Origin of the sequence: Nitrosomonas sp. ANs5, assembly GCF_050584665.1 — a bacterium.
Lineage (GTDB): Bacteria > Pseudomonadota > Gammaproteobacteria > Burkholderiales > Nitrosomonadaceae > Nitrosomonas.
This window is the reverse complement of record NZ_JBEUDO010000066.1, coordinates 1-14,040: the sequence shown is the minus strand read 5'-3', so window position 1 is coordinate 14,040 and position 14,040 is coordinate 1. Positions and strand designations below refer to the sequence as shown.

Here is a 14,040-nt window from a genome sequence, read left to right as displayed (position 1 = left end):
CTGAGAGGGGGCGGGTATCAACCTGCGTCAGGGGTGAGATATTGTGGCACCGCCGGGAAACCAGGCGACAAACGGAGAAAACCAACATCACCCTACCGCGCTGGGAGTGCCTGTCCTACTCGAAACCCTAATATGCGCGCGCATGGTTCTGAAGCCAACGCAGGCCGCACCAGCCTCCAGCGATAAGATAGAATAAACCACCCGGCACCCACATGATCAGGCCAGCCAATTGCTGATCCTGCAAATCATGTGAATCGCCATACAAGGGAGTCTGCGTAAAAGTCAGCACAGCGCCAAGCATACCAGTGTGCATCAAGGTAATTAACAAGGCCAGTAGCGCGCCTGCGGTACGCCTCCCCACCAATACTGACCACCAGAATACACCAGCTCCTAAGGCGAAACAAACATGCTCCATCAAATGCCACCAGGAGCTCCCCAGCGCCAGGTTATAAAACTTCGGAGAATGCCAGAACCAGATTACAACAGCTTGCAGAAACCCCGCCCGCATCGGATAACGACTCAGGCGCAACAGCGGTTTAAAAAACAAAACACCAGCTCTTCCGTTTGCCGCCACCCACTGTGGCAATGGTTGGGCCAGCACATAAAGGGGTGCGATCACGACCATAATCAGCATATGCTGGATCATGTGAATAGCTGAGCCGCCTTCAATCCAACCATCCAGTGGAATAATTAAAATTAAGGCCGAAATCAGACTAGCACCCAAAAAAACTAGCCAACGACCGGTTGCAGGCGGTACACGCTGCGCTCCAATGTAGTACATCAGCCAGAAAACAGCCAGCAACAATCCACTTAAGATTACTGGCAGTAGTGTTCCGCCCACTTCTTCAACCAGTCCATGCGCTTGTATGGTATCAGCTAGCAAGACCAAAGCAGCCGTCAGTGCTATTTTCACAAGCATGGAGGTAATGTCGATATCACCAACCCCAGGCTCAACGTCGCGATTGCGCCAACCAGGTGAAGACCAGCCCCTAGCCTAGCAATAAACAGTCGTGATGGGCTTTCCTGGTTTTTATCAACTTGCGCTGCGCGCCAGCAATTGTTGGCCCAATAAAACAGCAAACCGGCAACCGCCAACGTAATGAGCAGCAGAGCAATATTAATCCAAGTAAACGCACCAAGCTCGGACTGAGGGGGCGCCATCTCGCAAGCAATCACCAATGCTCCGTACTTCATTGCAAACCAGGCAAACCAGACAGTCAACCCCAAAGCCAGTTGCAATGGATGATATGGCGACAGCATCTCAGGCACCTCCCCAGGCGATAGGTAATAGCACAATGGCGGCGAAACTGATCCAAAATACCAAAGTCGTATATAACCACCAAGGCTCCACGACAGTCACCTCATAAGGAGTGGCCTTACCAACATATCCATAAGCTACGCGTTTTGCCTGTAGCACAGTCATAATCACCGCAAGCCCACTGTGGAACATCAGATACATCAACATGACGGCAATAACGGCATCATGGGCAGTTTGCGTCACAGCCAGCGTCGAGCTCATCCACACCCAGACGAGCGCACAACAATGCACCAAACCAATTATAGCCACACCCCACAACTGACTCTGCAGCTGAGCATCCCATCCGCTACGCAACCGATGAACGATATGCCTGAACCAGATAGTCGCACCTGTTAGCAACCCACCACTTATCAGCAGTGGCAACCAGCCCAGCGGCGCTGCATCAGGTGTCTGCCAGTACGGCGCCACGGTCCATAAGTAGAGCCAGCCAAACAACAGTGATAAGAACAGTGCGCCATCAGCAAGCAGCGTCACGAACATGCCCCACAAACCCGGACTATCAAAAGTACGTGAATGCAAAGGTGGGTAACCGGGCATCACATTCGCATCGGGAGCAGCACCGGGATGTGCGCCGTTTACCCAGGACCATCGCAGCAACGCTATCAGACTGATTAATAGCGTGATCAAAGCCAAATCGTAATTCCGGATTAACAGACTAATACACAAGGCCGCCAATGCCAATGCTGCGTAGAAAGGCAGCCAGGAGTTGCCGGGCAAATGAATGATGTCGCGTATTTTACCGGTGACTGGGTCTGACCCCCATGTCTCACGCCGGCCGTGATCAATCTCAGATAGTGCGTGGCGTCCTTCCGCTATCGTTGTCTGTAAATCAGGCTGACTCCACATTGGATGCCGCGTTGGATTAGCTGGCAGGCTGATAAAATTGTAAGGCTGCGGGGGTGTATCTGTGGCCCATTCAAGCGTATCGGCATGCCATGGATTATTCCCTGCGAGCCCGCCAAAGCGGAAATGCAATATGATATCAAGTAGAATCATTGCGATACCCATAGCGAGAATAAAGCTGCCCACTGACGAAATACTATTTGGCAAATCCCAGCCCAGGCCCGCCTCATAGGTGTAAACACGCCGAGGCATGCCTAGCAAACCCGTCAAATGCATGACAAGAAATGTCGTATTAAAACCGATAAAGGTCAGCCAGAAACCCCAGCGTGCGAGTTTATCCGACGGCATGCGTCCCGAGAAATGCGGTAACCAATAATACAGGCCAGCTATCAATGGAAACAGCATGCCCCCGACCACCACATAATGCAAATGTGCAACAACAAAATGTGTATCGTGCACCTGCCAGTTAAAGGGTACCAAGGCCAACATAACACCTGTCAAACCGCCTGCCACGAAAATGACCAGGAATCCGACCAGCCAGAGCATCGGTATATGATAAACCGGCCGGCCGGTCCACAATGTTGCTAGCCAGGCAAATAGCTGAATGCCGGTTGGGATCGCGATCAACATGCTAGCTATCGAGAAGAACGCCTGAGCCAATTTTGGAATCCCGATTGCAAACATATGGTGCACCCACAAACCGAAACTGATAAAACCAGTCGAGATCACCGCAAACACGACCCAACGGTAGCCAACAATGGGCCTGCGCGCAAATACCGGTAGCAAGGTCGACACGACCCCCGCAGCTGGCAGAAAGATAATATAGACTTCAGGGTGGCCGAACAGCCAGAATAAATGTTGCCAAAGAATTGGATCTCCACCCCGCGCGATATCGAAAATCGGCATCCCGGCCGCGCGTTCCAGTTCCAGCAAAATACTTCCCAGAATCAACGGCGGAAAACCAAACACGATCATCAGCGACATGACCAGTATGTACCAGCAAAACAACGGCATATGTAGCAGCGCCATACCAGAAGTACGACTACGCAGAATCGACACAACCAACTCGACCCCAGCCGATACTGCCGAGACCTCAATAAAGGTTATGCCAAGCAGCCAGAAATCAATATTCGGGCCAGGCGAGTAAGCAGCATTACTCAACGGCGTGTACACGAACCATCCAGCCGCCGGTGCAATGCCCAGCAATAGACTTGAGAGCAGAATAATGCTGCCGAACAGATAACACCAGTAACCAAAAGCGCTAAGACGAGGAAACAAAAGATCGCGCGCACCGATCATTTTCGGAATCAGATAGAGCGCCAAACCTTCAAGCATCGGCACCGCAAACAGAAACATCATGATCGTGCCGTGCATCGTAAACAATTGATTGTATATTTCAGGACCGATGATTTCTTGCTCTGGTAATGCGAGCTGGGTACGAATCAGCATCGCCAGCAATCCACCAATCAGGAAAAATATTCCACCCGTAACCATGAAACGAATACCGATCGACGTATGATTAACGATAGTTAGCGCACGCCAGCCACGCGGATTACCCCAAACCTTGATAAAATCATCATGGAAAGCGGCCGGATCTTTTTTGGTTGTCTCAATCATGTTTATGTTCCTCCAACCAGGCTTCAAAGTCTTCTGGGGTATGCGCCTCCACCATCAATACCATCAAAGCATGCCACTTACCGCAAAATTCTGCGCATTGTCCTCGAAAGCGTCCCGGTGCATCGGCTTCAAGCCGCAGGATATTGGTGCGGCCCGGAATTACATCGATTTTGCCGGCCAACCGCGGTACCCAAAACGAGTGAATCACATCGGCACTGCGTACATGTATATCGACCGGCACACCAGCCGGTAAATGCAACTCGTTCTTCGTCTTAATATCAGCATCGGAATAATAGACCTCCCACCTCCATTGGTGCGCAGTTATATCAATGCGCAGCGGTGCTTGCCCGTCCAAAGGAAGTGGTAACATGCGATAACCCATCGGAATACTAAAACTTAGCAGTACAATGATAGTCATCAAAGGCAAAATCAGTCCGCCACCAATAATCCAGCGTTGATGGAGCCGATTAGCTTGTGTTTCAGTTAATGAAACCGGTTTGCGCCACATTGCATAAAGCCACAGTGCAACAACGATCACCAACACCAATGCAAAAAAACCGAACATACCCCACCAGAGGTTGGCGATCGCGAGGGCTGAAGGCCCAGCAGGATTCAAAGCAGATTGAGGCCCACTGCAGCCACCCAGAAAAAAAAGGGTGACAATTGAGGCTGATGAAGCAAAGCTATGAAGAACTGTTAACCGTTTCATTTTCAACTTCCAAAGGAGACGACCATGGCACAAGAACCTATTATCAGCCGTATTTCTATTGCAGGACACCCGATTCACCCAATGTTGATCCATTTTCCCGTAGCCTTCCTGCTCGGACTGGTGGGCACCGACCTGGCCTATCTTTACACGGACGACCCGTTCTGGGCACGCACCGGTTTGTGGCTGGCGGGAATTGGCAGCTTGGGTGGTTGGTTGGCTGGCCTTGCAGGCTTGGGTGATTTGATTCTCGTCCCCCGCATTCGCAGCCTCATCATCGCCTGGAGTCATGCGCTGCTGGCTGTCATGACACTGGCGCTGGGCTCGTTCAACTGGTTTTTGCGCTTTAATGACGAAAGTAGCTTTGATCCTTGGTGCTTGTATCTCTCGTTGCTGACAGCAGCGCTGATTTCCGTCACCAGTATTCTGGGCGGACAAATGGTTTATGGGCATGCAGTTGGCGTTAAAGTTAAGCCCTAACCCGCCACGCCATCTCTTTAGTTTCAGATATCGCATCATCGACTCCTAAAAGGGCTTGGACAACACAACCCAGATAATCGCCAGTATCAGCAGCACGACCCCCGAAGCCAGCAGTACGCATTGGAGCGTTACATCTTTATAAGGTGCTGTCTGCGTACGCAATATTAACCAGCCGACAAGGCCATGACATAACACCAAGGTGGTAACCAGGGTCAGCTTTAGAACAAGCCAGAGATCGGTAATGCCAGCCGTAAAGAATATGGCGGTACCGGAGGCGATAGTGATCAATGCGACTGGTGTTACGAATAGTCTAAAGATCGCGAGTGTTACCGCCAGATGGGATTGCTGCTCAATACCTGTCTTTTGAGAAGCTGTACTGGCTATTAATGCGGGCAAATACAACAATGACCCACACCAGCAAATCACAGCAGAGATATGTAATAGCAAAAGCCAGAGCATGATCTTCCTCTTTCCGTTATTAAGCCTAAATTATTTAGCTAAGCACCTCATGGTCTTTGAACGACTGCATGACTGCTGGCGTTAATAGTTTCACCATCTTCACCAATCAATGTGTGACACCGCTTGCTCCCAATTGTATGGCTTCCGGCTTATCTGAATGCGTTGAAGATAGCATATACAGGGAACGGCAACCCCGCATCTACGCGGGCTGAGCGTGCAGTTTTTACACACTTGCAAACTACGCGCCTTTCTCTTGTTCTAAAATCAAATCGAAGCAATCTGAATCGCTTCATAGGAAATGCTGAGCAGTTACAAAATAAAAAATCCATCCTAGTCTACACAGTAACATACTGCGCATCGGTTTAACCCAAATATTGCACGAGCCTAAAAAAACATCCAAATTCTCATGATTCGATGATAAAAAATGTCATTTGGATTAGGGCCTGTTGATGTTTCACCCCAGGCAAGTGATCGTTGGTGAAAGTCCGATACAAGAAAGGAGTAGCAAACCGTCTTGGTCCCGAGCCATGCGTTGCTCATTGCGATTCCAGTACGAAAACGAAGCGAAGCGGTTTCTGGCAGAGATGCACGAACGCGAACACCTTGCCCGTTTCGGACTGACACTTCATCCGAAGAAAACGCGGCTGATTGAGTCTGGCCGCTATGCGGAGGCACAGCGCAAAAGGGGTATGCGGTAATTCCGCACGCACGGATCTGTGCGGGGGGGAGCAACCGCCATTCCTGCCGCGACCAGACCTAATTGATTCTGGATTTCCATCGACAATCTTCCGATTAACGATCTCCTCCCCTTGGCGTTGTTGTCTATTCAAGGGGGCTACAGCCTCTCTTGGTAATTTCAAAGAATCAATCTAATCTGACCCCTTCGATTCGATATCCGCCGGAAGACATCAGGAACGTATTGACCTGATAAATGGATACCGGATTACCCGCCGAGTGTTTGATCCTGATTTTTAAACCAGGCGAGCGCTTGATCAAAATGTTGTGGCTCAAAATCTGGCCAATATTCATCTCTGACATAAAAATCCGCATAAACCGATTGCACCGGGAGAAAACCGCTCAAACGGCGTGCGCCGCCCCAGCGTACAATCAAATCCAGACGTGAAACTTCATCTGAATGTAGGCCGCCGTTTTTAAGACCAGCCAGATCCCATTCCCAGCCGTAGTTGACAAGTAGATTCACCTTCATCCCAACGCCCTGGCGCTGCCTGAATTCTTTCAACTCAATGGGGAATTGCATCGAAGTTTCATCGCCGACAATCAGCAAAGCCGCCCCACGGCGTACAATCTCGAGGGCGAATGCAACGGTGGCCTCAATGAAGGCCTGTTTCTGGACTGAAGGCCGCTTGGTGTTATCTTGGGTGAAGCAAAAGATGGAAGCTTCTTTAATCCCGTATTCTTTACATTTCTCGTACAATAGGAGCCCAGGTTCGATGCCTTGAGCATATCCAGATTCTTTGGACAGACCATGATCTACAGCCCAGCGGCGATTTCCATCGGGAATGAAACCAACGTGACTTGGGAATTTGTTATTCGCCATTGAAAACCTTCTTTAGTTTCTGAGTTTATAGATAAAAAAATAAAATACAGGCACGACAACCACAAGAAACAGCAAGGCCATTCCTCCGCCAGGCTTAAACTAGTCTGCATTACGATATCCGCCGGAGGACATCAGAAACGCATTGACCTGGTCAGTGGGCAAAATAAAGGAATTTACCGCACATACCGCTGCCATCAAAGCCAGGGGATCCAGCCCGCCAATTTGCGCCTGCTCATCACTCCCAGCGGGGGCCAACACCACAAACGCACCGTCATGTCATAACGGCCGAGTAATTCGGCACGAAATTCATCGTCTGAAGCAACGAACATTCGTTTGGACTTGATGCTTGCTTTACATGTTGTATTTAACCGTAGCAGGTTCATCACGATGTGGCGAAGCCACAATCACCCGGCAGTCAAAATCGACTGCGCTTAGGACGGTTGCTAAAACGCAGATGTCAATTTCCCCACCGGAGACAAAGAGAATGTTAATACCTCGCTTCTGGATAAAATGGATTTTGAGCAGCATTGGGGGTGACTTAATTGGCATATCACAGATCTCGGATATATTTGATATTTGTCCTAAATGCATCCCAGACTTCGTCCATCCGACCTCCCAGCGCCAGCTTGGCCTGTGACTGTATATAACGGGACATTACGCCGACCGAAGTGTGTGGCGGTAGAGTCGGCACATGCGGGTTAGTGAACACATCCACGAGCGCCGGGCCATTGTGCAGCAATGCTTCCTGAAGAACATTTTCGAGCTGGGCAGGATTTGCGACCGAATAACCTCGAATGCCACAGGCTTCGGCCACCATTGCAAAATCCGGATTGATCATTTTAGTCTGCCAGTCCGGCAAGCCGGCCACCTGCATTTCCAGTTCAACCATACCCAGACTACGATTATTAAATACGATCAATTTTATCGGTAGTTTATACTGGGCAATGGTCATCAGATCCCCCATTAGCATGGAGATACCTCCATCGCCACAAAATGCGATGACTTGACGCTTGGGTGAGTGCAGTGCAGCACCGATTGATTGTGGCATCGCATTGGCCATAGATCCGTGCGAAAAACTGCCCATCAAGGTGCGCTTACCGGTGCCTTGCAGATAGCGTGCCGCCCATACTGTGCTCATGCCAGTATCTGCGGTGAAAATGGCGTCGACATCGGCTAGCCGATCAATCATCGCGGCGACAAATTCAGGCTTAATCAAATTTTCTTCGCCGGGATCCGCAGCATGCACGCGGAGATCTTCCTTCACTTCGACATAGTCCGCCAGACAGGCATTTAAAAAAACATCCTCTACCTTAGAATTAATTAATGGTAACAATTTCCGCAACGTGGGGCCAATATCACCGCAGAGCCCCATGTGTAATGCAACTCGTCGCCCAAGCCTTTCTGGCTTGGTATCAATTTGTACAATTCTGACTGAACTATCCAGGAATTCCTTCCAAGGGAAATCGCTGCCGAGCATAAGCAATAGCTTGCCTCCGGTAATGGCGCGAGCACCGGCCTTGTTGCCTAGCAAACCCGTCAGTCCGACAGCGTAAGGATTATCGTATTCCAACATCATCTTGGCCTTAAGCGTATAAGCCATCGGCGCCTTGATAAGGCGAGCCAACTCAATCACCTCTGCACGAGCATCAGCACAGCCAACGCCCGCATAAATGCCAATGTCTTCAGAGCTATTAATCAGTTCCGCCAATAGGTGTATCTCATCATCAGAAGGAGTCATAACTGGCTGTGGTCGATACAAGTCAGCACACAGTGCGTTATCATCGGCGTTACATGTCATCAGATCCCCTGGGAAAGCACACACGCCAACACCTTTACGATTCCATGCATGCTGAAGCGCTTGTTGCAACATCCGTGGCAATTGCAGTGGTGTCGTCGCCACCTCATTGTAATAACTGCATCCGTCGAACATGTGCAGATCGGTAGATTGAAAGCTTTCAGTGCCATAATCCTCAGAGGTAATGGTCGAGGCCAGGGCCAATACTGGCGCACCCCAACGATGAGCATCATAAAGCCCATTAATGAGATGGACATGGCCCGGTCCGGAACTACCAGCACAGCACCCGATACCACCGAGCACACCCTCAACCATGGCAGCATAGGCACCAGCTTCTTCATGGCGAACATGAATCCAGTCGATACTGCCATCACGGCGCAGGGCATCATTGAAGAAATTCAGGCTGTCGCCAGTGACACCATAAATTCGGCGGATACCAGCAGCCTTGAGCATTTCGACTAATTGTTCGGCAACGGTGCGGCCCATGGGATTCTCCTAAAGGTTTAAGTGGGCAGTATGGTACGAATTCCAACATGTTAAAAGATAAGAATTGAGATTTCTGTTCGTTGCAGTACATAACACATTCAGAATTGGCGAGGTAATCACAAAAAACTTAGCCCATACATGGACGCCCACGTTATGCCAAGCTTTCATTTGATGATTTTGAGAAGGTAAAGATTGCAGCCATACATCCGGACTTTGTATGAGGCGGATTGCCTCTGTTCCCTGATGGAATTTGCTGAGTAGCGCCTTATCATGTTTGCGTGCTCTATGCACTTGGGCTAGGCCAGGTTTAGCTACTCACGGTCCGACCAGTCTCGCCATCATGTCATGATTGCCTGTGCAATCGGTGGTATTTTTTCTCCTCAAATTCGTTGTTGATACAACGTTACCAAAATGTTTCTCAGCTACACTTATCCGTTTGGAATGCCGTGTCTCTGGCAAGTAACGCCCAGATAATACGAGCGTTTTTGTTCGCCAGTCAGCGGCTGCTACATTTTTATTACGCCGCGCCATCAGTTTGTACAGCCAGCTTTCTGGCTTAGGTTTTTTCTCCGCGAAGCGAATGACCGCTCGTGCCCCATGAATTAGCAAGGTGCGCAGGTAAGTGTCGCCACGTTTGCTAATGCCAAGGAATGTTTGCCTGCCGCCGCTTGAATGCTGCTTGGGCACCAATCCCAGCCATGCCGCTAATTGTCTGCTGTTCTTAAACTCCCTTGCATTTTCTACTGTTGCTACCACGGCACTCGCTGTAATCGGGCCAACACCCGGAATGGCTTCCAATCTTTGGCTAGCTTCGCTCTCCTTGTGCCAAAGCTTGATTTGTAACTCTAACTCTTTCACCTGGCGATCCAGCTCTTTCAGGTGGTCATACAGCCTTTCCAGTAATCTACGCATCGAGCCAGGCAAACCATTTTCAGCATCTTCCAGAATGTCAGGTATGCGTTTGCCAATCGACTGGATGCCCCGAGGAATAACGATACCAAACTCGGAGAGCAGGCCGCGTATCTGATTTGCCTGGGCGGTTCTTGCCTTGACAAACCCCTGCCTGGCACGATGCGCTGACAGGATGGCTTGCTGCTAAACAGTCTTGATCGGTACAAAACGCATGTTGGGTCGACCCACCGCTTCACAAATCGCTTCCGCATCCGCCATGTCATGCTTATTGGTCTTGACGTAAGGTTTGACGAACTGGGGTGACATGAGCTTGACAGTATGCCCAAATTCACCCAGCTTCCTCGCCAAGTGGTGTGCGCTACCACAGGCCTCCATGCCTACTAAACAAGGTTCTAAATTCACAAAATTCTTCGCCATCTCGCGGCGGCGCAATTTTGCTTGCGCAACACAGTCTTACCCTGTGCATCCACACCGTGAATTTGAAACACTTCTTTTGCCAAATCAATACCTATTGTTGCAATCTTCATGTTGGACGCTCCTATCTGTTTTAGGAGTACAAGGGTCAGTTCTCACTTTCCAACATTACAAAGCGATTCTGCTCCAGAAGGTCACCTACCTACTAGAACTGACAAGATATGTCGCTCTGAATCCGGCTGAGAGTTCAGATGGTCGAAAGCCTTGAAGACCGGACCTGGAGCAGCTATCGGGCCATGATCGGTGAAGCAAATGTGGCCGGGTTGGCTGGATAAGAATTGGCTGTTCAGTTCGCTGGATCAGACCCGGCATCAATTGCTGTTGGAATGTTAGACGTGGCCCTCGAGCTCTGACCCTCGAACTCCGCTGACGCGACCCCCGAACCCGATAGCTGAACTACGTCAATGCCGAAGTTTGACTAGCATAGGTTATTAGTCAGCCGTAATTTGCGCTAGCGTTTCCCGGTATTTTTGATGCTGCTCGGCATGCCGCTGGTAGCTCGCCTGATTTTTTGTGCAAACCAGACTATATGGTCTATGACTGCGCACGGTTGCACAATCGACATCGCACTTATTTTGAAGGATGATGCCCTCGGCATGCGAACGCCGAGCCTCGGGCGCCTTCAAAACCCATTTAGACAGCTCAGGATTGTCAAGAAAAGCGCTTAACTCCGCGCAGTCCTTACATTTACAAGTCAAGGTACTGTTTCTTCGCCAATCCGTCGGTTGTACCGGCTGGTCGGCTATGCAGGCCTGTAAATAGCTTGTGACAACAGCGCGAAGCCGTGTCACTATCGGTAATGGTTGATCCATCAATCGCAGCAAGGTCGGCATCAGTACCCTCTCGATAGAGTAGCAATCAAGCCATTTAAGCATATAGTCCAGCGTTTTTTCGGCCAAAGCGGGTTCGACCGCGCTGAAGCTTTCCAATAGGTCCGCAGCCATCTCGGGCGTGATTCCAAGCCTTTCTATTTCCCACGGCTGAAGTTGCGAAAAGCGCTTAGCGTCGCCCGGCAATGCTTGGTACAACGTTTCAGCGGCCACCATCAATGACGGTGCTTGTTCAGGGTTGCTCCGGCAAAAAGCGGTCAGCAGCGCGGCGGCGGCTTCCAGTGCTTTATAGCCGCCGACTTTGATTGCACTTTCCAGCCGACGGACCACCGAGTCCCACGGCAATAGTTCGGAAGCTCTTACTAGCTCAGGGCAGTCTTCCTTGTTGTAAAATCCTCGTTCGGCAATGATCGACCAAAGCCGGTCAATGTGTTCGCTATCCTGCAAACGCAGTAATACATTCAAGAAATCGCGCACGACCGTGGTGCCTCCGTAGCCTTGCGGCCGGAAGAAATTCGGTAACCAATCGCGCAACATGAAACCCGCCAGAGTATGCGCATTCCGGTGAATATCGGAGTCGTGCGGTTTGCCTTCGTTTTCCCATTGTCCGCATAATTCGATCAATTGGTTTAGCGCGGCTTTCGCTCCCCCTTGGTTGATGATCGCCAAATGCCCGGTGCGCGGCCAAATGACCAGCGCGGCGCTTCGATAGGTGCGTTCGAAGGATGCGCCCGCGTTACCGGTCGCTTCTTGAAATTCAATATCGCAGGCCTCTATTTGTTCGAAAGCCTCCGGCGGACAAAACTCATCGGCGCTAAACGGCAATACGGGCAATTGCGGTTGACTACCGTCGGTACTTCGCCATTCGGAAACGGTTTCGAAATGGTCGAACACTTCACTGATTTCGTATTCGAAATCATCATCGTCCCAATAATGGCCCCAGCCGCTTTCGGTGTAGATAGGTTCTGCACTGCCGCTTTCCTCCATCGTCACCAACGCCAAATAAATCTCGCAATCAGCTTGTCCAGCGGCTTCGGTCAACACTTCCGCAAGTGCTGCATCGACATTTTTAAGCGTGCCGAATCCTAATTCGGCCTGCGTATAGGCATGCTTCAGCGGATAAATCAGTTTTTCCGGGCGTTCTCGATCGACATTCATTGCCAGCGACGCCACCCAATCGTGCAGTAATGAAGCGGCTTGTGCTTGTTGCCGGCGATAATCGGGCGGTTGAGGCAATGGCGCTTTCGTGTCCGGCCACACCAGGTTATAAATTAAGGTCAGCCGGCAGCCTTCGGAAACCGGCAACACTTCATGCCTGCAATCGGCATAAAAGGCCGCGAAAGCGATTTCGGACGGATCTTCTCGATACAGATCAAGCGTGACTTCTTCCTGGCGATGGCTGATACGCAATTCGCCACCACGGTACAAAGAGGGCAGAACAATCACCAAAGTCGCGAACATGCCGGCGGTTTTCTCGGTGTCGCGATGACCGATAAAGAAACTTCCTGTATCGTAAACCAACAATTTGTAAAGTTCCGCTCGTACTTCGCCGGCCACGCCCAGGCCGGTGGCGGCCTGGGCGACAATGGCATCGAGCTGTGCCCGCCAGTGCTTGCCGCTGAGTTTGATTTGTCCGGCATCGATTTGCCAAGTGCGCCGAACTTCGGTGTCGATCAATGTTTCTTGGCCTTTGCCGTAAGGCGCACGCTCGGCGGCCGCAATCAATTGTCCGGCTTGTTCCTGCAGTAAGGGCAGAGCAATCCGCCCGACGCTGTCCACTTCCAAGTTCGGTAGAAAAGCATCGATAAAACCGGTGGCATAAAAATTACCGGGCGTCTGAATATCGGACAGACATTCGAAAAGTTGTTCTGTAATCGCTGACATCGTGGGAGCTTCTCTTAATATCGGGTGAAGAAAAATCTATCCGGTTTCTTTCATCGGTGAATTTCCGAATCAAGGTCGACGCATTATCTTGAATTAGTCGTTAATTCCATTAACCCTGAATTCGGCAGTCAAACCCATAAAAACACTTGATTTATCAATAAATTATACCTGCCTACGCCCCCACAGCCGGCGAAAAGTCTTGATAAGTTTAAATATTTTAGTGTTTTTTGCGGGTTTCGTGGATAAATGCTTTATTTAGACACTCCACTCATGGCTAGACCGCTACGATTAGAATTTGCAGGCGCCTTATCATGTGACTTCAAGAGGCGACAGGCGCGAGGGCACCTATCTGCTGGAACTGACAAGATATGTCGTGCTGAATCCGCTGAGAGCCCGGATGGTCTCAAGACTTGAGGACTGGCCCTGGAGCAGCTATCAGGCCATGATCGGTAAAGCGAATGTGCCGGGCTGGCAGGATGCGGACTGGCTGCCCAGTCAGTTTGGGCGGGAACGCCAGTACGCGATTGAGTCCTGCCGTCTATTTGTCATGGAAGGCAAAGGACTGTCCAGTCCGCTGGCTGGATCAGACCCGGCATCAATTGCTGTTGGAATGTTAGACGTGACCACGTGCTGGTTTTCGAGTGCGCGCGTCTTTGCACGCCGGTGCCGGGATCTCCC

At 50.5% G+C, this 14,040-nt stretch carries 9 protein-coding genes and 3 pseudogenes; 2 read left to right on the top strand and 10 right to left on the bottom strand.

What is annotated here, in order from left to right; translation table 11 throughout:
• Positions 1-127 precede the first annotated feature (127 nt).
• Genes ABTW62_RS12330 through coxB form a run of 4 tightly spaced genes read right to left on the bottom strand, consistent with a single transcriptional unit; the run spans position 128 to position 4,487 of the window.
• Positions 128-919 carry a cytochrome c oxidase assembly protein gene (locus tag ABTW62_RS12330; protein WP_430904878.1) on the bottom strand — a complete coding sequence of 264 codons (792 nt, stop codon included), beginning with the start codon at positions 917-919 and terminating at the stop codon, positions 128-130.
• Positions 910-1,260, bottom strand: coding sequence for a hypothetical protein (locus ABTW62_RS12325; RefSeq protein WP_430904877.1), 351 nt, complete (start codon positions 1,258-1,260; stop codon positions 910-912). The genes ABTW62_RS12330 and ABTW62_RS12325 overlap by 10 nt, the downstream gene beginning before the upstream one ends.
• 1 nt (position 1,261) lies before the next feature.
• Positions 1,262-3,778, bottom strand: a complete 2,517-nt coding sequence (gene ctaD / locus ABTW62_RS12320) for a cytochrome c oxidase subunit I (RefSeq protein ID WP_430904876.1) — start codon at positions 3,776-3,778, stop codon at positions 1,262-1,264.
• A complete protein-coding gene (gene coxB / locus ABTW62_RS12315; protein WP_430904875.1) occupies positions 3,771-4,487 on the bottom strand; it encodes a cytochrome c oxidase subunit II in 717 nt (238 codons plus the stop codon). The genes ctaD and coxB overlap by 8 nt, the downstream gene beginning before the upstream one ends.
• Positions 4,488-4,511: 24 nt before the next feature.
• On the opposite strand from coxB, the gene ABTW62_RS12310 reads away from it, so the two are divergent.
• A complete protein-coding gene (locus ABTW62_RS12310) occupies positions 4,512-4,964 on the top strand; it encodes a DUF2231 domain-containing protein (protein ID WP_430904874.1) in 453 nt (150 codons plus the stop codon).
• 45 nt (positions 4,965-5,009) lie between these two features.
• Here ABTW62_RS12310 and ABTW62_RS12305 read toward each other — a convergent pair whose 3' ends face one another.
• From ABTW62_RS12305 to ABTW62_RS12280, 6 genes and pseudogenes are all read right to left on the bottom strand, one after another.
• On the bottom strand, positions 5,010-5,423 hold the full coding sequence (locus ABTW62_RS12305) for a CopD family protein (protein ID WP_430904873.1): 414 nt from the start codon (positions 5,421-5,423) through the stop codon (positions 5,010-5,012).
• A 943-nt stretch (positions 5,424-6,366) separates the two neighbouring features.
• Positions 6,367-6,981: an undecaprenyl diphosphate synthase family protein gene (locus tag ABTW62_RS12300; protein ID WP_430904872.1), complete on the bottom strand. Its 615-nt coding sequence runs from the start codon at positions 6,979-6,981 to the stop codon at positions 6,367-6,369.
• 284 nt (positions 6,982-7,265) lie between these two features.
• Positions 7,266-7,379, bottom strand: a pseudogene (locus tag ABTW62_RS12295) (ISAs1 family transposase); the annotation flags it as partial.
• A 152-nt stretch (positions 7,380-7,531) separates the two neighbouring features.
• Complete coding sequence (locus ABTW62_RS12290) at positions 7,532-9,262, bottom strand: thiamine pyrophosphate-dependent enzyme (RefSeq protein ID WP_430904871.1); 1,731 nt, start codon at positions 9,260-9,262, stop codon at positions 7,532-7,534.
• Positions 9,263-9,680: 418 nt separating this feature from the next.
• Positions 9,681-10,701, bottom strand: a pseudogene (locus ABTW62_RS12285) (IS110 family transposase).
• Positions 10,702-11,079: 378 nt separating this feature from the next.
• A complete protein-coding gene (locus ABTW62_RS12280; RefSeq protein ID WP_430904870.1) occupies positions 11,080-13,362 on the bottom strand; it encodes a 2OG-Fe(II) oxygenase in 2,283 nt (760 codons plus the stop codon).
• 313 nt (positions 13,363-13,675) lie between these two features.
• On the opposite strand from ABTW62_RS12280, the pseudogene ABTW62_RS12275 reads away from it, so the two are divergent.
• Positions 13,676-14,040, top strand: a pseudogene (locus ABTW62_RS12275) (hypothetical protein); the annotation flags it as partial.

What these genes read in the sequence shown, in the direction of transcription:
- ABTW62_RS12330 (WP_430904878.1), bottom strand. Translation starts at nt 919, where the DNA reads ATGCTTGTGAAAATAGCACTGACGGCTGCTTTGGTCTTGCTAGCTGAT.
- ABTW62_RS12325 (WP_430904877.1), bottom strand. Translation starts at nt 1,260, where the DNA reads ATGCTGTCGCCATATCATCCATTGCAACTGGCTTTGGGGTTGACTGTC.
- ctaD (WP_430904876.1), bottom strand. Translation starts at nt 3,778, where the DNA reads ATGATTGAGACAACCAAAAAAGATCCGGCCGCTTTCCATGATGATTTT.
- coxB (WP_430904875.1), bottom strand. Translation starts at nt 4,487, where the DNA reads ATGAAACGGTTAACAGTTCTTCATAGCTTTGCTTCATCAGCCTCAATT.
- ABTW62_RS12310 (WP_430904874.1), top strand. Translation starts at nt 4,512, where the DNA reads ATGGCACAAGAACCTATTATCAGCCGTATTTCTATTGCAGGACACCCG.
- ABTW62_RS12305 (WP_430904873.1), bottom strand. Translation starts at nt 5,423, where the DNA reads ATGCTCTGGCTTTTGCTATTACATATCTCTGCTGTGATTTGCTGGTGT.
- ABTW62_RS12300 (WP_430904872.1), bottom strand. Translation starts at nt 6,981, where the DNA reads ATGGCGAATAACAAATTCCCAAGTCACGTTGGTTTCATTCCCGATGGA.
- ABTW62_RS12290 (WP_430904871.1), bottom strand. Translation starts at nt 9,262, where the DNA reads ATGGGCCGCACCGTTGCCGAACAATTAGTCGAAATGCTCAAGGCTGCT.
- ABTW62_RS12280 (WP_430904870.1), bottom strand. Translation starts at nt 13,362, where the DNA reads ATGTCAGCGATTACAGAACAACTTTTCGAATGTCTGTCCGATATTCAG.